We start from the raw sequence: 22191 nt of genomic DNA, 5'->3' as shown, positions 1-22191 counted from the left end.
CCTTACCAGCGGGAGGAATGGTCTTCGGTCACGCCCATCAACTGCGTAACCATGCGTTTCGGTGCGTCGGGCGCGGCGCGCACCCAGCCGCTGAAGGTGCCGATCGGCTGCAGGTAGCGGCTGGCCGCCACCACCATTTTCTTGTTGTCGCGGCGCGCGCCTTCCGGCGTGAAGATCAGGTCCAGCATATCGTCTTCGGTGAAGATGTGCCACGGCGACAGCGCGTCCTTTTTATCGTACAGGAAGTGCGCCGGGCCGAGCGCGATCAGGTCGCCGTCCAGCCACAGCGCGTTTTCGCGGGCACCGAAGTAGCCGGCCTGCAGGTTGACGCCCAGCTCCATGTTGTGCGCCGAGGCCCAGCGCCAGGCGGTGTTCCGCGCCAGCAGGCCGTTGGAGTAATCGAAGCTGGCGACGCCGCCATCGAGCCTGAACTCATCGCGCCAGGTGCGCACCTCGCCGCGCAGCGGCATGGCGGACGACTTCTGCGTCGCGTGCACCGAGCCATGCGCGATCGGCCCGCTGGCCAGCAGCAGCGGCGATGGCGACGGGCCGAAGGCGGCGTCGATTTCCAGGTAGTCGCAGCGCAGCGTCAGCGCGTAGCCGCCATCAGCGCCGGCTTCGATGGCGATGTGCGCGCCGCCGCGCGAAAAGCTGCTCGACTCGCCGGCGTGGTTGGCCAGTTTGGCCGACACCAGCGGCAGGCCGTCCTGCGAGAAGTTGGCCAGCATGTCGCCGTCCTTGCGCTCGAAGGCGTAGGCGAAGGCGGTGCTGATCCAGCCCAGATCGACGATGGCGACGGCGCAGAACACCTCCTCGGTGCACAGTGCCACGTAGTGCCAGCGCTTGTGATGAAAGCGCCGCCACAGCGGATTGCGCGAAAACGGCGCGGCCAACTGGCTCCAGTCGATGCTGCCGACCTGGCCGGCGTAACGTCCAAACAGCGGCTGGCCGTCGGCGCCCAGCAGGCTTTCGGGTGCGGCGGGCAGCGTCATGCGGCTTCCCTGGTGGCGTCGGCGGCGGCCAGCGCGGCTTGCAGTTGCCGGCCAAATGCGGCCGGCACGGACTGCGTGATCTGTATTTGCGGGCAACCGTGCCAGTCGGCCAGCCGTTGCAGCGCGCCGGCGATGTCGCGCGTGAAGCGCTCGCTGACGCGCGCCGATGGCTCCAGCACCAGCGACTTCAGTTCGAACACGCCGTCGCGCCGGTGCGCCTTGGCGTCCACCCGCCCCACCAGCGCGCCGCGGCGCAGGATGGGCAGCGTGAAGTAGCCGTATTTGCGCTTGTCGGCCGGCGTGTAGCATTCCAGCCGGTAGTCGAAGTTGAACAGTTCCAGCGCACGGCGGCGGTCCCACACCACCGGATCGAACGGCGACAGGATGGTGGTCAGCGTCGGCGCCAGCGCGCCAGCGGCGGCGCTCTCCAGCAACGCCGCGTGGTCGGGATGGACGTAGATCGGGTCATCCCAGTCGTCCACCCAGGCGCGCAGCAAGGCGCCCTCCCCGACCAGCGTGTCGGGATCGAGACGCGGCGGCCGGGTGCGGAAATAATCGCTGATCCAGGCGGCGCGCGCGCAGCCCATGGCCTTGACGGCTTTCAGCACCAGGGCGCGGCGCACCTCGTCCTCGGACGCCAGCTGGCTGTCATCCCAGTGCGGCAGCACGCGCTCGGCCAGATCGTAGACGCGCTGGAAGTTGTGGCGGGCCGCGATCATCAGCTGGCCGGTGGTGAACAACACCTCCAGCGAGCGCTTCTCCGGCTTCCAGCTCCACCAGCCGCTGGCCTTGCCGTCGGTGCGTTCGAAGTCCGAGGAGCGCGTCGGGCCGTTGGCGCGGATATGCGCCAGCACCGCCTCGACTTCCTCGCGGCGCTCCTTCATCCAGGTGGCGGAGTACTTCCAGCCCATGGCCTCGGGATCGAGCATGCGGTGGCGGTACAGGCCATAGTCCTCGACCGGCACGAAGCAGGCCTCGTGCGCCCAGTATTCAAACAGTTCGCCGGCGGCCAGCGCCTGCTCCAGCCAGGCCGGCGGATAATCGCCCAGGCGGCTCCACAGCACCAGGTACGGGCTGCGCGCCACCACGTGTATGGTATCGATTTGCAGCACGCCCATCTGCCGGATCGCCGCCAGCAGGTCGGCCTGGCGCGCCTTGCGGCGGCGCGGCTGCAACAGCCCTTGGGCCGCCAAGTGCAGCGCGCGGGCGGCGGACAGGCTCAAAATCAGTTCGGTCATGGGCGCTATTCTAATAAAGTTTTCAATATTGCCTGTGCGGCGAATGAGGTTTTTTCGCCACTTTCACACCAAAAGCGATATTTCCGGGCAGAATACCCCAAAGGTTGCCGACCGCCGATGAGGAACGCTGTCCGATGCTCGATTTCTTCCGCCGTTTGTACCGCGCCATGCTGCTACCCGCGTTCGGCGCCGGGCTGCTGGTATTTACGTGGGCCGCAATCGCCTACCAGATCGTGCAGGAGCAGCGCACCGCCCGTTACGAGGCGGTGCTGCATAGCCAGTCGCTGGCGCGCACGCTGGCCGAGCATAGCAACCACCTGCTGCGCCAGGTCGATCACGCCACCCAGCTGTTCAAGCTCAAATACGAGGAAACCGGCGGCGCGCTGCGGCTGGCCGAATTCGCCCGCAAGAACGGCCTGCTGGACTCGCAGCTGCCGACCAAGCTCGATCTGCCGCTGGCCATCCTCGACCGCGACGGCAATGTGGTCGACAGCATGAACGGTTACTTTGGCCCGGACCTGAAGCGCCAGGCGGTGTTCCGCAACCACGCCGGCAATCCGTCCGACACCTCGCTGGTGACCACGCCGGTGGTCGACAGCCGCACCAAGAAATGGCAGATCCAGATTTCGCGCCGGCTCAATCACGCCAACGGCAGCTTCGCCGGCGTGATCATGATGATGATCGATCCGGCCTACTTCGTCGAGGACTACGACCGCCTGAACGTCGATCCGGGCGGCGCGGTGATGCTGATCAGTCGCGAAAACGGCATGTCCGCCGCGCGCATCGACGACCAGGTGATCATCAGCGACAGCATCGATTTCACCGTGTCGCAGCCGTCCGACGAATTTGTGCTCAAGCGCCGCTTCGACGCCGTCGACCGCATCTACGGCTACGCCGACATGCCGCGCTACCTGCTGACGGCGGTGGTCGGTAATCCGACAGAGTCGGCCATGGCGCGCTTTGACCGCCGCCGCACGATATATCTGGGCGCCGCCAGCGTGGTGTCGGTGCTAGTGACGCTGTTCGTCTATCTGCTGATGCGCCAGGCCTACCGCCTGCGCCGCACCGCCAGCATGGTGATCGAGGCGCAACTGATGCTGCGCGCCGCCGCCGACGCCAGCCTGGACGCGGTCTACCTGTTCAAGGCCTGCCGCATGCGCGGCGCGCAGCGCGAGATCCTCGACTTCACCATCGCCGACCTGAACGAGCGCGGCGCCCAGTTGATGGGCTATCGCAGCGCCGACATCAAGGACAAGCGCCTGGTCGAGGTGCTGCCGGACCTGCACTCCAAGGGCTTCGTGGAGAAATACCGCCACGTGCTGGAATCGCGCCAGCCGCTGGAGGAGGAATTCGAGGTCGACTTCCTGCCCAATCGCGCGGTGCACTGGCTGCATCACCAGATCGTGCCGATCACCGACGGCGTGGCGGTCACCGTGCGCGACATCACCTCGCGCAAGGAAACCGAACTGGCCGCGCGCAAGCAACAGGCCGAACTCACCGCCGTCAACGACGCCTCGCCGCTTGGCCTGCTGCGCGCCGACGCCTCCGGTCACTGCACCTACGTCAACCGCACGTTTGAGCTGATCACGGGCCTGACGCGCGAGGAAGCGCTGGGCGACGCCTGGCTGCGCGCCGTCCATCCGCAGGACCGCATGGTGCTCAAGAACGCGCTGGCCCACATGGCGCAAACCCGGGTGCCCTACCAGGACACGCTGCGCTGCGTCCATCCGGACGGCATGATCGTCTGGGTGTCGTTCAAGATCGCGGCGATGGTGGTGGACGGGAAAATCTACGGCTACGTCGGCACGGTGGACGACATCACCCACGTGCGCAAGTCGGTGATGGCGCTGCGCGAGAGCGAATCGCGCCTGCGCACCATCGCCGACACGCTGCCGGCCATGGTGGCCTACATCGACGCCGAACAGGTCTATCGCTTCCACAACGTGGCCTACGAGCGGGAGTTCAACCGCAGCGGCACCACGGTGCTGGGCCGGACCATCCGCGAAACCATGGGCGAGGAACGCTACGCCTTCCTCGAACCCTACATCCTGCGCGCGCTGGCGGGCGAAACGCTGACCTTCGAGGAAGACGACGACAGCGACACCATCGAGCGCACCTACGAGGTGGTCTACATCCCGCAACTGGACGAGGAAGGCGCCATCATCATCGGCTTCCACGTCATGCGGCAGGACATCACCGTGCAGAAGCGCGAGAAGCAGCGGCTGCTGCGCCTGTCGCAGGTGGACGCGCTGACCGGCCTGACCAACCGCGCCGGCTTCCTGCAAAAACTGCACGACACCATGGCCGCCGCGCGCGCCAACGGCAACCTGATGGCGGTGATGTACATGGACATCGACCGCTTCAAGCCAGTCAACGACACCTTCGGCCACGCCGTCGGCGACGCGCTGCTGAAGGCCTTCTCGGCGCGCCTGACCCATACCATGCGCGCCAGCGACACCATCGCCCGGTTGGGCGGCGACGAGTTCACCATCATCATGGACCGCATCCACCGCACCGATGACGCGGCGGCGGCGGCCGCCAAGATCGTCGCCGCCATGCAGGCCGATTTCGACCTGAATGGCACCGTGGTGTCGATATCGACCAGCATCGGCCTGACCTATTACAGCGACGAAGACGTCAGCCCCGCCGAACTGCTGAACCGCGCCGACATCCTGCTGTACGAGGCCAAACAGGCGGGCCGCAACACCTTCCGCGCCGGGCCGGCGGTGCCGGGACCGACCAGCAACGCGGCATAAATCAAACCGGGAGGCGCCGGCTTGCGCTATATTGAGCGCTTTCCCGCTGTTTGATCACATTTTTTCATGCGTCTGCTGCACACCTCCGACTGGCATCTGGGCCAATCCCTGCATAATTTTGAGCGTCATTACGAACACCAGCGCTTCCTCGACTGGCTGCTGGACGCCATCGTCGCCGAACAGGCCGACGTGCTGCTGATCGCCGGGGATGTCTACGATAACGCCAATCCGTCGGCGGCCTCGCAGAAACAGTTATACCGCTTCCTGCGGCAGGCCAGGGAGCGCGCGCCGCACCTGAACCTGATCGTCATCGCCGGCAACCACGACTCGCCCGGCCGGCTGGACGCGCCGGGGCCGCTGCTGGAGGCCCACGGCACGCGCGTCATCGGCGCCGTCCAGCGCCATGCCGATGGCGAGATCGACGTCGACTCGCTGGTGCTGCCGCTGACGGGCCGCGACGGCACGGTACAGGCCTGGTGCCTGGCCGTGCCGTTCCTGCGCCCCGGCGACGTGCCGCGCGTGGCCACCGAGGACGGCGCCGATCCTTATCTGGCCGGCATCGCCGCGCTGTACAAGCAGGCGTGTGAACTGGCGCTGAGCAAGCGCGAGGACGGCCAGGCCATCGTCGCCATGGGCCATTGCCACATGGTGGATGGACAGATGTCGAGCGACTCCGAGCGCCGCATCGTCATCGGCGGCACCGAGATGCTGCCGGCCGGGATCTTCGATCCGGCGATCGCCTACGCGGCGCTGGGCCATTTGCACCTGGCGCAGCACGTCGGCAAGCAGGCACATATCCGCTATTCGGGCAGCCCGCTGCCGCTGTCCTTCGCCGAAGTGAACTACGCGCACCAGATCCTGCGCATCGACCTCGAAGGTGCGGCGCTGCGCGAGATCGTGCCGGTGCCGGTGCCGCGCGCGGTGGAACTGCTTCGCGTGCCGTCCAAACCGGCGCCGCTGGCGCAGGTGCTGGACGAACTGGCGGCGCTGGCGCCGCCAGACGCGCCACCGGAGCAGCAACCGTACCTGGAAGTGCGGGTACTGCTGGAGCAGCCGGAACCCGGCCTGCGCGCGCGCATCGAGGCGGCGCTGGACGGCAAGGCCGTGCGGCTGGCAAAGATTGAAACCTCCACCGCCGCCCGCGCCTCCTCCATCGATCAGGAAGTGATGACGCTGGACCAGCTGGAAAAGCTCAAGCCGGACGACATCTTCAGGCAGCTCTACCAGCAGCGCTTCGGCAACGACGCGCCGGCCGATCAACTGAGCGCCTTCGCGGAGTTGATGCTGCCATGAGAATCCTGAAAATCAGCGGCAAGAACCTGGCCTCGCTGGCCGACGAATTCAGCGTGGACTTTGAAGCGGAGCCGTTGGCCTCCACCGGCCTGTTCGCCATCAGCGGCCCGACCGGCGCCGGCAAGAGCACCCTGCTGGACGCACTGTGCCTCGCGCTGTACGACGCCACACCACGCCTGCTGCGCGTGGCCGGTCGCAATTACCTGGCCGACGTCGGCAACGAAACCGTCTCCACGCAGGACCCGCGCACGCTGCTGCGCCGTGGCACGGCGGAGGGCTACGCGGAGGTGGACTTCGTCGGCAGCGATGGCGCGCGCTACCGCGCCCGCTGGAGTGTGCGCCGTTCGCGCACCAAGGCCGAAGGCGCGCTGCAGCCGACCGCCATGGCGCTCAAGACGCTGCCGTCGGAACAGCCAATCGGTGCCACCAAGACCGAGGTCAAGGCGGAAATCGAAAAACGCATCGGCCTGTCGTTCGAGCAGTTCACGCGCGCGGTGCTGCTGGCGCAGAACGAGTTTTCGGCCTTCCTGAAAGCCGAGGACAACGAGCGCGGCGAACTGCTGGAAACGCTGACCGGCAGCACGGTCTACTCCGAAATCTCGGTCCGCGCGTTTGAACGCAACAAGCTGGAACAGGCGGCGCTGCAAAAACTGACTCTGCGGCTGGCCGACCAGAAGCCGCTGACCGCCGAGCAGCGCGCCGAGCTGGAAGCCAGGAGCAAAGACGCCGCCATCGCCCTGCAAGCGCTGGACCAGCAGAAGGCGGAGCTGGAGCACGAACTGCGCTGGCACCAGCAGGCCGACAAGCTGGCCCAGGACGAGCAGGCTGCGCGCCAGGCCAGCGCCGACGCGCAGGCGGCCGTGGAAGCCGCCGCGCCACGCCGCGCCGCGCTGGCGCGCATCGACGCGGTGCAGCCGGCGCGTCCGCTGGCCGATGATATCCGCCGTATCGAGGCCGACATCGCCGCCACGCGGGAAGCCATCGTCGCCGGCGCACAGAACGTGGAGCAGGCCGCGCAGGCGCTGGAGCAGGCCACCGCCGCGCAAGCGCAAGCCGCGGTCGCCCAGCAGGAAGCCGAGGCCGCGCAGCGCGCCGCCGCGCCGCAACTGGACCAGGCCAAGGCGCTGGACGCGCGCATCGAAGCCATGCTGCCGGCCTGGCGCCAGGCCTCGGACGCCTGCGCGAAAGCCGAACAGGCCGACGCCGCCGCCAGGGCCGCGCTGCAATCGCGCCAGAGCGAACACGCGCGCCTCGCCGCGCAGCAGCAGGCCGGCGTGACGTGGCTGGAACAGCACAAGCACTGGAAAGCGCTGGCGCAGCAGTGGGAGCGCTGGGACGTGCTGTTCGTGCAGGCCGGCCAGGCGGCTGCGCAGGCCGAGCGCCTGCATGCCGGCCTGTCGCGCGTGCAGCGCAACGCGCAGCTGCACCGCGACGAGGAAGCCGACGCCAGCGCCAAGCTGGCCGGCGCCGTCGACGCGCTGCAAACGCTGGACTTGCAGCGCCAGCAGGCGGCGCAAGACCTGGCCGCCTATTCGGTCGAGCAGTTGCAGGCGTCGCGCGCGAGCTGGGAGCAATACCGCGACCGCCTGTCCAGCGCGGAAAAAATCTGGCTGGATCTCGATGCCCGCCAGGTCCGCCACGCGCAGATCGCGGCCCAGTCGGCGCAGCTGCGCCAGAGCATGGCAGCCGCCGAGGCCCAACTGGCGGCCGCGCAGCAGGAAGGCATCGCGATTCTGGCGACCTTCGCGCAGGCCGAGCGTTCGCTCAAGCTGGCGGAGGCGGCTACCGCGGCCAGCGTTGAATCGCTGCGGCAGACGCTGGAGGACGAGACGCCCTGCCCGGTCTGCGGCGCCAAGGACCATCCATACCGCCACAACGACGACAGCCTGCAAACCATGCTGCGCGAATTGCAAGGCGACGTGGCCCGCAGCCGTCAGCAGATGGAGGCCAACGTCAATCTGCAGGCGACGCAACGGGCCACCGCGCAGACCAGCGCCGACCAGCTGAACGTGCTGGCTGCGGAACAGCGCTCGGTGCAGCAAGCGATCGAGCGCGTGGCGGCCGCGTGGTCGGCGCATGCGCTGGTGGTCGCCAACGCCGTACCGCCGGAGGCCGGGCGCACCCAGTGGTTCAGCGACAAGCTGGTGGAAGCGCAGCAAGGCCTGCAGGCCGTCGAGCAGCAGGAGCGCGAGGTCCACGCGGCCCGCGCGGCGCGCGACCAGGCGCAAGCCGCTTACGAGCGCGCCGCCGCCGAACATACGCGCCTGCAAACCGTGGCGGCCGCCGCCAGGACGGCGCTGGCCCAGGCTAACACCGAATACAAGGCGCTGGAAGACCAGCGCATCGAAGTGGCGCTGGTGCTGAGCGGGCTGCTGTCCGATCTGGACGCGGCCTTCAGCGGCGGCGATCTTCCAAGCGAAGAGTGGAAGGAAGACTGGAAGTCGGGGCCCGCGCGGTTCTATGAAGCGCGTCAGGCGGAGAGCAAGCAATGGCTGGCGCAGCGCGCGGCCTACGATGAACGCGCCGCCGCCATGGCCGCCATCGAGGTGGAATTGAAAGGGCTGAACGAGGCGCTGTCCAAGGCCGGCCAGGATGCCGTCGCCGCCCGCGATGCCTTCAATGCCGCCGATGCGGCGCTGAAGGCGAGCCAGGACCAGCGCATGGCCATGTGGGGCGGCAGGGAAATCAGCGACGTGGAAGCCGCGCTGCAAGCGGCCATCGACAACGCCAGGGCACGCCATGCCGCCAGCCAGGCCGCCGCGCAGCACGCGGCACAACATCGCACGCGCTGCGACGAAGCCTTGTCGCAGGCGCACAATCGTCTCACCACGCTGCAAGCCGCCGCCGACACCGCCGCCGCGCGTCTGGCCGAGTGGCTGGCCGCATTCCAGCAACGCCAGCCCGACGCCGGCCTACACGATCTGGCGCAATTGCACGAACTGCTCGCCCTCGCCGCCGACGACGTCCACGCCGAACGTGAGGCGCTGCAAGCCCTGTCCCGCGCCGCCGACCACGCCGCCACGGTGCTGCAGGAACGCCAGCGCCAACGCGAACAACACCAGCTCACCGCCCCGCCGCCCCGCACCGCGCCCGCGCCCGCCGCCGCCGACACCACCGGTGCCAACGCCGTCGGCGCTGGCCGTACCTCGCAAGCCGCCGCGCCGCTGCCAGCCACCGCCGACCTCTGGGCCGACGACACCTCGCCTGCGACCACCTCAGCCGCCGACGAAGCACCGGCAAGCGCCCCCTCCGCTGCGCCGCCGGCCGAACCGCCCACCGCCGTCATCACCGCCGCACTCAACGCCCTGCTGGCCGAACGCAAAACCGCCAACGACCACGCCACCGCCCTGCACCTCGCGCTGGCGCAGGACGACGACAAGCGCCACCGCTCCAGCGCCATGCTGGCCGAGATCGAACAACAGGAAGCCATCGCCCAGCGCTGGGCGCGCATGCATGACCTGATCGGCTCCGCCGACGGCAAGCGTTTCCGCAACTACGCCCAGCAATTCACGCTGGACGTATTGCTCGGCTACGCCAACGCCCACCTCAACCACCTGTCGCGCCGCTACCAGCTGGAACGCATCCAGAACAACGCCGCCCCATCGCTCGCGCTGCTGGTGCGCGACCAGGACATGGGCGGCGAAATGCGCTCGGTGCACTCGCTGTCCGGCGGCGAATCCTTCCTCGTCTCGCTGGCGCTGGCGCTGGGCCTGGCCTCGCTGTCCTCCAACCGCGTGCGCGTCGAATCGCTGTTCATTGACGAAGGCTTCGGCAGCCTGGACGCCGACACCCTGCGCGTCGCCATGGACGCGCTGGACGGGTTACAGGCCATGGGCCGCAAGGTCGGCGTCATCTCCCACGTGCAGGAAATGACCGAACGGATCTCGGCCAAGATCCTGGTCCAACCCGCCGCCGGCGGCCGCAGCGCCATCAGCGTTCAATAGGAGCCCGCACGCGCCGCGCCTGACGGTCTGCACGGCCGTTGGCGCTTGATGTGTCATTCCGGCGCAGGCCGGAATCCATACGCCGCATGCGTCATATCATGCCAACGTTCCATGGGTTCCGGCCTGCGCCGGAACGACATGCTTCAATAGCGCCGCGCTGTTTTTTTGCTATCATGGCTGGGAGGCTCCCCCATGAATATCAGCGCCATCAACTCCTACGCCACCGCGCCGGCTACGCGCTTCGCCCCCGCGCCGCCGGCGGGCAGCGCCGCGCCGCAAGCCACGCCGTCGTCGACCACGCAGCTGTCCGAGGAAGCGCTGGCGGTATTGGACAAGCTCAAATCCCGCGATCTCGAAGTGCGCCAGCACGAGCAGGCCCACCTCGCCGCGGCGGGCGGACTCGCCACCTCCGGCGCCTCGTTCACCTATGAACGCGGCCCGAACGGCGTCAATTATGCCGTCGGCGGCGAGGTCAATATCGACACCTCGCCCGGCGCCACGCCGGAAGAGACCATCGAACGCGCCCGCACCATTCAGGCGGCCGCGCTGGCGCCGGCCGAACCGTCGAGCGCCGACCGCGCGGTGGCCGCCCAGGCGCAGCAGATGGAGGCCCAGGCGCGCGCCGAACTGGCGCAGCAAAAGACCATGCAGGCCTACGGCGCCTCGCCCGCCGCCGCGCCCACGGTCGACATTTACGCGTGAATGATAAAATCCCGCCTTTGCATTTTTAGCCGTCACACAATCATGTTAAAAGCACCACGCACCCTCACGTTCAAATGCGTTAAATGCGCCAAAGCCGTGCAAGTCCGCCTGCAAAAAGTGTCGGCCTGCTCGCACATCCAGCCTTACGTGGGCGTATGCGCCTGCGGCGAAGTGAAACATCACGCCATCGGCCAGAAAGACGCCGTGGAATCCTACCTGGCCGCCCCAGAGGGCTGGACCCACCACCACTAATTTGCGCCGTGCGCTCAAGTAATCGGCTAGGATACCGTTAAAGAATTGCAGAAGTTATATCGAAACGGAATCCGCCATGTCTACCATCTCCAACCTGGGCGCGCGCCTGCCATCGCTCTTCACCGGCTCGCAGGCCGACGCCAAAACGCCAGCTTTGCAAAAAACGCAAGGCGTGGCGGCGGCCAATAACAACCTGTCCACCAAGGGCCTCGACCTGGACAACCGGGTCGCCTCGATGGGCAACGCCACGGTGGATTTTGCGCAGGATTTCGTCAGCAGTTTCGCGCAGGCGCTGTTCGGTGACGCCGCCAAGGGCGCGACCATCGACTTCGACTCGGCCAGCCTGGACGCCAGTTCCAGTGTGGCGCTGGGCTACCAGCGCACCTCGGGCGCCAACGGCACCACCGAGGCCGCCGCCTTCAGCCTGACCGACAGCGCCCATTTCATCGGCAAAGGCACCATCACCACCGCCGACGGCCGCAAGTTCGATTTTGAAGTGGAAGTCCAGTACAACGCCGAATTGAACGCGGCCGCCAGCCAGACCACCAGCGCCGACAACGCCGCCGACAAGCCGCAGCCGAGCACCCAGGATCTGCCGACCGTGCAAGTGCCGAACATCGACTTCCCCGGCACGCTGGCGGACCTGTTCCAGCTCATTGGCCGCGACCTGCAAACCGCGCTGTCCCCGTCCAACAACAGCAACGACAAGACCGATGGCATCGACCGCAACACGCTGCGCGGGCTGTCGCTGCGTCTTCTGAATCTGGTCGACAGCAAGGACGGCAACACCTACGCGCCGCCAACCGCCGCCGACAAGGCCAAGGCAGCGGCCAACACCACTGATACGCCGCCGACCGGCGACGCCGCCGCGCCAGCCACGCCGGCCGCTTCCGACGCCGCAGCCGCGGCCGCATCGACCACCGACGCCGCGCCGGCCGCCGACAAAGCCGCCACCTGACCACCGCGCGGCGGCCGGTATAATAGCGACACTTTCCGCCGCGCCCCCTGGCGCGGCGCGTCCTATTTTCTGCCGATAGCCCCAACATGCCCGAACAAACCACCTCCTCCCCGACCGTCCCACGCATCCACTGGGAGGAGAACGGCGAACAGCGCTCCGCGCGCTGGCGCTCCGAAGCCGGCATGCCGCCGCCCAAGCGCGTGATCATCGCCGACGACACCACCAACGCCGATGTCGCCTACCGCCTGGCCTGCGAAGGCACGGCACTGCTGTGGCGCGGCGACTTCCAGAACGCGCGCCAGTTGCTGCAGGCGCTGGCGCGCCGCGCCGACCACAAAGGCCGCGCGGGCAAGAAGGCCAAGCCGGCCAAGGCGCCCTCCTCGCCGACCGAAGCCTTCCACCTGCATCGCCAGGCGCAGTCGCAACGCGCGCGCACGCTGGCCATGCTGCTGATTCCTTTCGACGAGGGCTACACCATCCCGCTGCGCCGCGCGCCGGACGTCAAGCTGGCCTGCAACGAAGCGTATGGCCGCTACCAAGAACCGTTCATCGCCTCGCTGCGCGAGTTGCTTGGACTGATCGGCGCCCATGAATGGCGCCGTACCGGCGTCGAGATCCCGGCGCTGGGCGCGCGCATCCACCCGCACTACGGCGTGTTCTCGCCGGTGCGCGGCGAATACGTGCAGATGGTGGCCGATGCACCGCTGCCGGCGGGCGCGGATCTGGCGTTTGATATCGGCGTCGGCACCGGCGTGCTGTCGGCGGTGCTGGCGAAACGCGGCGTCAAGCGCGTGATCGCCACCGACCAGGACCCGCGCGCGCTGAGCTGCGCGCGCGAAAACCTGGCGCTGCTGGGGCTGGAGGACAAGGTTGAGCTGCAAGTGGCCGATCTGTTCCCGGAAGGCCGCGCGCCGCTGGTGGTGTGCAATCCGCCGTGGGTGCCGGCGCGTCCGAGTTCGCCGATTGAATACGCGGTCTATGATCCGGACAGCCGCATGCTGCGCGGCTTCCTGTCCGGCCTCGCCGCGCACCTGACGCCGGGCGGTGAAGGTTGGCTGATCCTGTCCGACCTGGCCGAGCATCTCGGCCTGCGTCCACGCGAGCAGCTGCTGGAATGGATCGCCGCCGCCGGCCTCAAAGTGGCCGGCCGCATCGACGTGCGCCCGGTCCACCCGCGCGCCAGCGACGCCACCGATCCCCTGCACGCGGCCCGCGCCGCCGAGGTCACATCGCTGTGGCGATTGGCAGCCGCGTAAGACGACTTGCGCTCCCCGCCGAACCTGTATATAATACATGCCTTCAGACGCGGGGTGGAGCAGTCTGGCAGCTCGTCGGGCTCATAACCCGAAGGTCACAGGTTCAAATCCTGTCCCCGCAACCAGATTCGATAAGCCGTTGATTTCACAAGAAATCAACGGCTTTTTTGCGTTTGAGGTGCGGTAGTCCGCGGTCTGGTTTGACAACGTCGCCTTATACATATACATTTTGGCATATACATAAGGAGCTGTGCCATGCCCCCTTTGTTCACGCCATCCAAGCCCAAAGAAGCCAAGCTTTTCCGCAACAACCGCAGCCAGGCGGTCCGGATTCCTGTTGAGTTCGAATTACCCGGGGATCGCGTGCTGATTCATCGCGAGGGTAACAAACTCATCATTGAGCCACTCACAGGGCCAGCAAACATTGTTGAACTGCTCGCAGAGTGGAGGAAAGAGCCCCCCCTCGGACCGGAGGATGCGTTTCCCACCATCGGCGACCTCCCTGCGGACACGGAGGATATATTTTGAGCGGATATCTATTGGATACGAACATCATCAGTGACGTCATCCAAAGCCCGGATGGATCTGCTGCCCTCCATCTTGCGCAGATCGATCCTAAACAGGTATTCACCAGCGTCATTGTCGCGGCCGAGTTGCGCTATGGCTGTGGGAAGAAAAAGTCGTCCAAACTGACGGCCAGAGTGAACGCCTTCCTGAAACTCATCCCTGTTCTACCGCTCGATACGCCCGTTGACGTTGAATATGGCGATATCCGTGCCACGCTGGAAGCCGCCGGGCAAATTATCGGCGCAAACGATCTGCTCATCGCCGCGCACGCCCGTGCACGACAACTGACGCTGGTGACGGACAATCCACAAGAATTCAGCCGCGTGAATAACCTCAAGGTCGAGAACTGGAAAAGAGATCTACCGTAATCAACCTGAACCCACATGATACCCAAGCGTTCATAAAGCTGTCACAATTGGCGTTTTAGTTGAGCCAGGGAGGCATGCGTGAAGGATCAGGAACAAGTAGCAGAACAACAAGCGCAGGACGCGCCCGTCAATCCTTCCCGCCGCCGCATCTTCCAGGCCGCCGGCGCCGCCGGCCTGGCGACGTCGCTGCCGTCGTTGGCGGAGGCCGCGCCAGTCAAAGCCGCTGCCAAAGGTTCGCTCGACGACAAGCTCAAGACCAACATCAAGAACGTGGTGGTGATCTACCTGGAGAACCGCAGTTTCAACAACCTGTTCGCCAACTTCCCCGGCACCGCCAGTCCGCTGTCGGCCGCGCCGGCCGCCGCCTGCCAGCAGCGCGACCGCGATGGCTCGGTGCTGCCGGTGCTGCCGAAAATCTGGGGCGGCATGGTGCCGAACACGCAGGACATCGGCGGCAAAAAATACGCGGTCAAGGAAGACGACATCAAGAACCTGCCCAACGGCCCGTTCAAGCTGGTGGACACCGAGGGCAAGCCGCTGCCGGAAGGCGTGATCACGCGCGACCTGTGGCACCTGTTCTACCAGAACCAGATGCAGATCAACGGCGGCAAGAACGATGGCTTTGCCGCCTGGGGCAACACCGGCGGCATGGTGATGGGCTACTACGGCGAAACCGGCAAGAACCTCGGCCTGTGGAAGATCGCCGAGCAGTACACGCTGTGCGATAACTTCTTCATGGCGGCCTTCGGCGGCTCCTACCTGAACCACCAGTTCCTGATCAGCGGCCGCGTGCCGGAATACTTCAACGCCAAGGACACGGCAGCCAAGAAGAAGATCGCGGTGCTGGACGACGGCCCGACCGGCTTCCGCCTGTCGACCGCGCCGGACTCGCCGAAATCGGCGCTGGACGGCCACCCGCACTTCGTCAACAACGGCGCCATCACGCCGGACGGCTACGCGGTCAACACCATGGCCCCGCCCTACCAACCGAGCTACATCCGCCCGGCCTACGACGGCGATCCGCTGCACGCCGATCCCAAGGACGCCAGCACCCTGCCGCCGCAGACCTATGACACCATCGGCGATCTGCTGTCGCGCAAGAATGTCAGCTGGGCGTGGTACGGCGGCGCGTGGCAGGCGGCACTGGACGCCAGGGGCGGCGGCGAAAAACCGAATTTCCAGTACCATCACCAGCCGTTCAACTACTTCAAGCAGTTCGCGCCCGGCACCAAGGCGCGCGAGGAACACCTGCGCGACGGCGGCCTGGGCGACAGCCCGATCTCCAACAAATTCATCGCCGACGCGCTGGCCGGCAAGCTGCCGGCGGTGGCGTTCTACAAGCCGCAGGGCAACCTGAATCTGCATGCCGGCTATTCGGACGTGGAATCCGGCGATGCCCACATCGCCAACGTGGTCGAGCACCTGAAGAATTCGCCGCAGTTCAAGAACATGCTGGTGGTGATCACCTTCGACGAGAACGGCGGCTGGTGGGACCATGTGGCGCCCCCCAAGGGCGACCGCTGGGGCCCCGGCTCGCGCATCCCGGCCATCATCGTCTCGCCGTTCGCGAAGAAAGGCCACGTGGACCACAGCTTCTACGACACCACGTCGATCATGCGCTTCATCACCCGCCTGCACGACCTGCCGCTGCTGGAGGGTCTGAAGACCCGCAACGAGGCCTTCGCCGCCCGCCACGCCACGCCGCCGGGCGACCTGACGGGAGCCCTGAGCTTCCGTTGAGATTGCGCTTTGTGTTACACTGCGCGCAATTAAAGCAAGTTGACAAAGCCCGACTCCTCCAGCCGGGCTTTTGTTTTTTACCGATGAGAGATAAAAAAGATAACGCGACGTTCGACCTGCCCGGCTTTGAACCGGCCGAGCCGCTCGAACCGGAAGCCAAGCGCCCGCCGCCGCCGCGCGTGCGCCGCACGGCGCTCAAGCAGGAGCAGCTGGAACTGCTGGAACCGACCGACACCACCGGCCTGCCGATCTGGGTCCGCGACGAGAATCTTGACCTTACCGGTTTGCCGGTATGGAAGCGCGACTGATACGGCACAGCGCCGTCACAGTCGCCACACATCACCAATACACCGCCCGCACAGTGGGCCAGGCGCGCGTTAGCCTGTTAGACTGTGCCCACATCCTTTTTGAACAGGGTCCGCCACCATGACTTCCACCTCCTTTGCCAGCCTGCCGCTGAGCCCCGCCTTTCTGGACAACCTCGACTCGCTCGGCTACAAGGAGATGACGACGATCCAGGCGCAAAGCCTGCCGTCGGTGCTGGAAGGCCGCGACCTGATCGCCCAGGCCAAGACCGGCAGCGGCAAGACCGCCGCCTTCGGCATCGGCATCCTGGCCAAGCTGAATCCGGCCTGGTTCGCGGTGCAGGCGCTGGTGCTGTGCCCGACCCGCGAGCTGGCCGACCAGGTCGCGGGCGAGCTGCGCCGCCTGGCCCGCTCGACCGGCAACGTCAAGGTGCTGGTGCTGACCGGCGGCTCGCCGATGCGGCCGCAGATCGCCTCGCTGGAGCATGGCGCCCACATCATCGTCGGCACGCCGGGCCGCGTGCGCGACCACCTGGGCCGCGAAACGCTGGACCTGTCCAAGGTCAGCACGCTGGTGCTGGACGAGGCCGACCGCATGACCGACATGGGCTTCTACGATGAAATCGCCGGCATCGTCAGCGCCTGCCCGAAGCGCCGCCAGACGCTGCTGTTCTCGGCCACCTACCCGGACGACATCCGCCGCGCCACCGACGATTTCCTGGCCGATCCGGTCGAGGTCACCGTCGAGGCGCAGCACGACAACAGCCAGATCGAGCAGTTGTTCTTCGAGATCGGCTTCGACCAGCGCAACGACGCCGTCGCGCGCCTGCTGGGCCACTACAAGCCGGTATCGGCCATCGCCTTCTGCAACACCAAGGTGCAGTGCCGCGAACTGGTGGAATCGTTGCAGCAGAAAGGCTTCTCCGCAATGGCGCTGTACGGGGAACTGGAGCAGCGTGAGCGCGACGAGATCCTGATCCTGTTCGCCAACCGTAGCTGCTCTGTACTGGTGGCCACCGACGTCGCCGCGCGCGGCCTGGACATCCCGAACCTGGAAGCGGTGATCAACGTCGACGTCTCCAAGGATACCGAGGTGCACATCCACCGCGTCGGCCGCACCGGCCGTGGCGGCGAACAGGGCCTGGCCCTGTCGCTGTGCGCGCCGAACGAGAAGAAGTGGGTCAAGCTGATCGAGGAATACCAGGGCCAGCCGGTCAACTGGTTCGATCTGGACAGCCTGGATGACAACGACTACGGCGTCGATCCGGCACCGATGATGACGCTGGTGATCTCGGGCGGCAAGAAGGACAAGCTGCGCCCCGGCGACGTGCTGGGCGCGCTGACCGGCGACGCCGGCCTGAGCAAGGAACAAGTCGGCAAAATCAACGTGACCGAGTTCCAGACCTACGTCGCCATCGATCGCCGCGTGGCGTATGACGCCTACGCGCGCCTCAACAAGGGCAATCCGCTGGGCGGCGATTTCGGCGCCTTCAAAGGCCGCAACTTCAAGATGCGGTTTATCGACGCCTGATTGTCAATGCTTGTGCTGCTGGATGTTCGGCAGCAGCACCGTCAGGATGCCCAGCAGCGGCAGGTATGAGCACAGCTTGTAGACGAAGGCGATGCCGCTGACGTCCGCGATGTGGCCCATCGCCGCCGCGCCAATGCCGCTGATGCCGAACATCAGGCCAAAGAAAATCCCCGCCACCATGCCCACCTTGCCCGGCATGAGTTCCTGCGCAAACACCACGATGGCCGAGAAAGCCGACGAGATCACAAAGCCGATCACCACCGTCAGCACGGCCGTCCAGAACAGGTTCACGTAAGGCAGCAGCAGCGTGAACGGCGCCGCGCCCAGGATCGACATCCAGATCACGCGCTTGCGGCCGATGCGGTCGCCAATCGGGCCGCCCATGAAGGTGCCCGCCGCCACGGCCGCCAGGAACAGGAACAGATACAGCTGCGCGTTCGACACCGACACGCCGAATTTATCGATCAGGTAGAAGGTGTAGTAGCTGGTCAGGCTCGACATGTAGATGTACTTCGAGAACACCAGCAGCGCCAGCACCGTCATGGCACCATACACCTTGGCCTTGGGCAGCGGCGACGCCACCACGGCGGCGGCCTTCTTCGGCTGCGCCAGGTGGTGGCTATGCCAGCGGCTCACGTACACCAGCACCACGATGGCGGCCAGCACCAGCAGCGCGAACCAGGCGATGTTGGCCTGGCCGCGGCCGATGATGACGGCGGCCGCCATCACCGGCCCCAGCGCCGAACCGGCGTTGCCGCCCACCTGGAACAGCGACTGCGCAAAGCCGAAGCGGCCACCCGAGGCGGCGCGCGCCACGCGCGACGCTTCCGGGTGGAAGGTCGACGAGCCGACGCCGATCAGCGCGGCCGACACCAGCAGCGCTGGGAACGACGAGGCGAAGGACATCATCAGCACGCCGATCAGCGTGGCCACCATCCCCATTGGCAGCAGAAAGGGCATCGGCCGCTTGTCGGTGTAAGCGCCGATCCACGGCTGCAGCAGCGAGGCGGTGCACTGGAAAGTCAGCGTGATCAGGCCGACCTGGGTAAAGGTCAGGCCAAACTCCGACTTCAGCATGGGGTAGATCGACGGCAGCATGGCCTGCGTCAGATCGTTCAACAGGTGGACCACGGCGACCGCGCCGAGTATGCGCATGACGGTATCGCCGTGGGTCCGGCCGGCGGTGCCGGCGACGGTTGCAGTAGCAGTATTCATGTGGAGACCTCTTTGTAGGATGGAATCAGTGTAATATGGTCTACAAAACTTGATATTCCATCTTTCGTCGAATAAGTGCCAAATGCCGCCTTCCGCCCACCGCAGCACCGACCACCGTGACTACCAGCGCGTGCCGCGCGTGGTCACCGCCCTCGCCCGCGACGCCGAGCATGGCGTCACGGCGCCGCCCCACAGCCATGAACGCGCACAACTGCTGTACGCCACCCAGGGGCTGATGCGGGTGCAGACCGACACCGGCGTGTGGATCCTGCCGCCACGCCGCGCGCTGTGGATTCCGCCCGGCGTGGTGCACCACTGGACCTCGGTCAGCAAGGTCACCATGCGCACTATTTATGTCGAAGCCAGCGCCGCCAGGGCGTTCGGCGACAGCTGCCGCGTGATCGAAGTCAGTCCGCTGCTGCGCGAGCTGATACTGGCGCTGCTGGACGAGCCGATCGAATATCCGATCCCGGGGCGCGGCGAGCATCTGGCGATGCTGATCCTGTCCGAATTGCAGGCGGCGGAGACGGTGCCGATCGCCATTCCATGGCCGCGCGACCGGCGGCTGGTGGCGGTGTGCACCGCCATCATGAGCGCCCCTGGCAGCGCCAAGAATATCGAACAGTGGGCCGACGACGTGGGCGCCAGCGCGCGCACGCTGATCCGGTTATTCCCCAAGGAGACGGGCCTGCATTATCGCCAGTGGGTGCAGCAGGTGCACCTGGCGGAGGCGTTCAAGCGCCTGGCGCAGGGCGTCAGCGTGGGCGACATCGCGGCGGCGCTGGGCTACGCCAGCCCCAGCGCGTTCAGCGCCATGTTCCGCCGCATTCTGGGCAAGACGCCGCAGCACTACCTGACCGAGTGGCGCCAGCCGGTTACGCAGCAGCCAGCGTAAAGCAGAACACGGCGCCGGTGCCCGGCTCGCTCACCAGTTCGATCTTGCTGTGGTGGAGCTGCAGGATGCGGTTGACCGTCAGCAGACCAAGACCGCCGACGCGGTATTCGCCCTGCAGCGCCACCGGGCGGCGGAACAGGTTCTCGCGCATCGCCGCCGGCACGCCGGGGCCGGTGTCGGACACCGTCACCGCGACCAGGCCGCCGGCATTGGGCTGCACGGTAATTTCGACCTCGCCGCCGGCCGGCGTGTGGCGGATGGCGTTGTCGAACAGATTGGTCAGCACCCGCTCGATCATGCCCAGGTCCGCGCGCACCATCGGCGCCGGATGCGGCAATGTCGCCATCAGCCGCACCTGGCGCTCCGCCGCCTGCAGTTCGAATTTCTGGAACACGTCCTGGATCAGGTCCGACAGCGAGAACGCCTCCAGCTCCGGCTGCACCGAGCCATGCTCCAGGCGCGCCAGCTCGAACAGCGCCTGCGCCAGGCGCCCCACTTTCTGGCTCTGCGCCAGCGCGATGCCGAGGTAATGCTGGCGTTCGGCCGGCGTCAGCATCTCGTCCTTCAGCGACAGCGTTTCGAGATAACCATGCAGTGAGCCCAGCGGCGTGCGCAGGTCGTGCGAGATGTTCGCCACCACCTCGCGCCGGTCGTGGTCGAGCTGGCGCATGGTGGTCCATTGCTGGTTGATGCGCGCGGCCATGTCGCCAAACGCGTGCTCCAGCACCGCGATTTCGTCGCGCGGGCTGGCTTCCGCGGTGGCCGGCAGCGCCAGCTGGTCGGCCCTGGTGTCGAGCTGGCGCATGGTGGTGGTGAGGCGGCGCAGCGGACGGGTAATCAGGCGGAAGGCGATCAGGCCGGCGATCAGCACCAGCGCGGCCACCACCACCATCGACCACAAGGTGGTGCGCAGCACCGAACTGGCGGTGGCGCGCGCGGCCAGGCGGTCATGCTCCTCGCTTTGCAGGATGACGTAGATGTAGCCGACCTTGCGCTCACCGGCGCGCAAAATGGCGGCGCTGAACACCTTGCGGCCCTTCTCGCTGCGCGGGTCGTCGCCCTGTATCGGCAACGGTTCGTTGGCCAGCAGGCGGCGGATCGGCTCCAGGCTGACGTGATCGCGTTTCAGGCTGCCCGCCGGCGCGGCGTGGCCGACGATGCGGCCGTCCATGTCCAGCAGGTAGACTTCCACGCTGGGATTCACGTCCATCAGGCGGCTGAACAGGCGGCGCACGGCGTCGGCGCTCAGGCCCTGGGTGGCGGCGCTGTCGTCCTCGGCGTGCATCAGCTGCGCGTCCAGCGCGATGCTGCGCGCCAGCCCACGCGACAGGCCCTGCACCACCTCCTTCTCGTGCATGATGTTGGCGCGGATTTGCAGCCACGCGGACGCGCCGCAGCAGGCCAGCAGCAGGATCGAGAACACCAGCGACAGGCGCTGCGACAGCGTCAGTTTCATGCGGCCTCGCTGGCGTACCGGTAGCCCTTGCCCCAGACCGTGAGGATGCGCCTGGGATCGGCGGGATCGGCCTCGATCTTGGCGCGCAGGCGGTTGATGTGGGTGTTGACCGTGTGCTCGTAGCCATCGTGCTGGTAGCCCCACACCTGGTTCAGCAGATCAAGGCGCGAGAACACCTTTTCCGGATGCTTGATGAAGAAGTACAGCAGGTCGAACTCGCGCGGCGTCAAGTCCAGCACGGCGCCGGCCAGCGTGGCCTGGCGCGTCAGCGGGTCGACCCGCACGCCGTTCAGTTCCAGCGCCCCGCCCTCGTTGCGCTGGTTGCGCGACATGGCGTCGGCCCGGCGCAGCAGGGCTTTCACGCGCGCCACCAGTTCCAGCACCGAGAACGGCTTGGGCAGGTAATCGTCCGCCCCCAGCTCAAGTCCCAGGATGCGGTGCACTTCGCTGGAGCGCGCGCTGGTGATGATGATTGGCGTGTAGGTCGTCATGGCGCGCGCCTGGCGGCAGATTTCCAGGCCGTCCACGCCCGGCAGCATAATGTCGAGGATGAGCGCATCCCAGCCGCCGGTGCGCACCTGGGCCAGGCCCTGCGCGCCATCGGCGCAATGCGTCACCTGATAGCCCTCGTCCTGCAGGTGCATGCGCAGCAGGTCGGCGATGTGGATGTCGTCTTCGACGATCAAGACTCGTTTAGCGGGTTCCATAAGCGGTATTGTGCAG

At 66.6% G+C, this 22191-nt stretch carries 18 protein-coding genes and 1 tRNA gene; 14 read left to right on the top strand and 5 right to left on the bottom strand.

The window, feature by feature from the left end; translation table 11 throughout:
* Nucleotides 1–2: 2 nt before the first annotated feature.
* Nucleotides 3–992, bottom strand: a complete 990-nt coding sequence (locus tag FHW58_RS02685; protein ID WP_179671530.1) for a DUF2804 domain-containing protein — start codon at nucleotides 990–992, stop codon at nucleotides 3–5.
* Nucleotides 989–2230, bottom strand: a complete 1242-nt coding sequence (locus FHW58_RS02680; protein ID WP_179671529.1) for a winged helix-turn-helix domain-containing protein — start codon at nucleotides 2228–2230, stop codon at nucleotides 989–991. The genes FHW58_RS02685 and FHW58_RS02680 overlap by 4 nt, the downstream gene beginning before the upstream one ends.
* A 134-nt stretch (nucleotides 2231–2364) precedes the next feature.
* On the opposite strand from FHW58_RS02680, the gene FHW58_RS02675 reads away from it, so the two are divergent.
* From FHW58_RS02675 to dbpA, 13 genes are all read left to right on the top strand, one after another.
* A complete protein-coding gene (locus FHW58_RS02675) occupies nucleotides 2365–4986 on the top strand; it encodes a diguanylate cyclase domain-containing protein (protein WP_179671528.1) in 2622 nt (873 codons plus the stop codon).
* A gap of 66 nt (nucleotides 4987–5052) precedes the next feature.
* Entirely contained in the window at nucleotides 5053–6279 is a 1227-nt protein-coding gene (locus FHW58_RS02670) for an exonuclease SbcCD subunit D C-terminal domain-containing protein (protein ID WP_179671527.1), read from the top strand.
* Nucleotides 6276–10223 (top strand): AAA family ATPase, encoded by a 3948-nt coding sequence (locus FHW58_RS27765; RefSeq protein WP_179671526.1) that lies wholly within the window; start codon nucleotides 6276–6278, stop codon nucleotides 10221–10223. Before FHW58_RS02670 ends, FHW58_RS27765 begins: the two co-directional genes overlap by 4 nt.
* A 192-nt stretch (nucleotides 10224–10415) precedes the next feature.
* Nucleotides 10416–10925, top strand: coding sequence for a putative metalloprotease CJM1_0395 family protein (locus tag FHW58_RS02660; protein ID WP_179671525.1), 510 nt, complete (start codon nucleotides 10416–10418; stop codon nucleotides 10923–10925).
* Between the two features lie 42 nt (nucleotides 10926–10967).
* Nucleotides 10968–11177, top strand: a complete 210-nt coding sequence (locus FHW58_RS02655) for a hypothetical protein (RefSeq protein ID WP_179671524.1) — start codon at nucleotides 10968–10970, stop codon at nucleotides 11175–11177.
* A 76-nt stretch (nucleotides 11178–11253) separates the two neighbouring features.
* Entirely contained in the window at nucleotides 11254–12135 is an 882-nt protein-coding gene (locus FHW58_RS02650; RefSeq protein WP_179671523.1) for a hypothetical protein, read from the top strand.
* Nucleotides 12136–12221: 86 nt separating this feature from the next.
* A complete protein-coding gene (locus tag FHW58_RS02645) occupies nucleotides 12222–13391 on the top strand; it encodes a class I SAM-dependent methyltransferase (protein ID WP_179671522.1) in 1170 nt (389 codons plus the stop codon).
* 48 nt (nucleotides 13392–13439) lie between these two features.
* Nucleotides 13440–13516: transfer RNA gene (locus FHW58_RS02640), tRNA-Met, on the top strand.
* A 130-nt stretch (nucleotides 13517–13646) separates the two neighbouring features.
* Complete coding sequence (locus FHW58_RS02635) at nucleotides 13647–13919, top strand: antitoxin (RefSeq protein WP_179671521.1); 273 nt, start codon at nucleotides 13647–13649, stop codon at nucleotides 13917–13919.
* Nucleotides 13916–14326, top strand: a complete 411-nt coding sequence (locus FHW58_RS02630) for a type II toxin-antitoxin system VapC family toxin (protein WP_179671520.1) — start codon at nucleotides 13916–13918, stop codon at nucleotides 14324–14326. The genes FHW58_RS02635 and FHW58_RS02630 overlap by 4 nt, the downstream gene beginning before the upstream one ends.
* Nucleotides 14327–14404: 78 nt before the next feature.
* On the top strand, nucleotides 14405–16066 hold the full coding sequence (locus FHW58_RS02625; RefSeq protein ID WP_179671519.1) for an acid phosphatase: 1662 nt from the start codon (nucleotides 14405–14407) through the stop codon (nucleotides 16064–16066).
* 83 nt (nucleotides 16067–16149) lie between these two features.
* Nucleotides 16150–16374, top strand: coding sequence for a hypothetical protein (locus tag FHW58_RS02620; RefSeq protein WP_179671518.1), 225 nt, complete (start codon nucleotides 16150–16152; stop codon nucleotides 16372–16374).
* A 118-nt stretch (nucleotides 16375–16492) separates the two neighbouring features.
* Complete coding sequence (gene dbpA, locus FHW58_RS02615; RefSeq protein WP_179671517.1) at nucleotides 16493–17902, top strand: ATP-dependent RNA helicase DbpA; 1410 nt, start codon at nucleotides 16493–16495, stop codon at nucleotides 17900–17902.
* A 3-nt stretch (nucleotides 17903–17905) separates the two neighbouring features.
* Here dbpA and FHW58_RS02610 read toward each other — a convergent pair whose 3' ends face one another.
* On the bottom strand, nucleotides 17906–19117 hold the full coding sequence (locus tag FHW58_RS02610; RefSeq protein WP_179671516.1) for an MFS transporter: 1212 nt from the start codon (nucleotides 19115–19117) through the stop codon (nucleotides 17906–17908).
* Between the two features lie 82 nt (nucleotides 19118–19199).
* Between FHW58_RS02610 and FHW58_RS02605 the strand changes: the two genes are divergently transcribed.
* Nucleotides 19200–20012, top strand: coding sequence for a helix-turn-helix domain-containing protein (locus tag FHW58_RS02605; protein WP_179671515.1), 813 nt, complete (start codon nucleotides 19200–19202; stop codon nucleotides 20010–20012).
* Here the strand turns inward: FHW58_RS02605 and FHW58_RS02600 are convergent.
* Nucleotides 19993–21468 carry a HAMP domain-containing sensor histidine kinase gene (locus FHW58_RS02600; protein WP_179671514.1) on the bottom strand — a complete coding sequence of 492 codons (1476 nt, stop codon included), beginning with the start codon at nucleotides 21466–21468 and terminating at the stop codon, nucleotides 19993–19995. The two genes, FHW58_RS02605 and FHW58_RS02600, sit on opposite strands and share 20 nt — an antisense overlap.
* The gene (locus tag FHW58_RS02595; RefSeq protein WP_179671513.1) at nucleotides 21465–22175 is read right to left on the bottom strand and encodes a response regulator transcription factor; all 711 of its coding nucleotides are present in this window, start codon (nucleotides 22173–22175) and stop codon (nucleotides 21465–21467) included. The genes FHW58_RS02600 and FHW58_RS02595 overlap by 4 nt, the downstream gene beginning before the upstream one ends.
* Nucleotides 22176–22191 lie beyond the last annotated feature (16 nt).

The organism is Duganella sp. 1224 (assembly GCF_013408245.1).
Taxonomy (GTDB): Bacteria; Pseudomonadota; Gammaproteobacteria; order Burkholderiales; family Burkholderiaceae_D; genus Rugamonas.
This window is presented reverse-complemented; position numbering and strand designations above follow the sequence as displayed.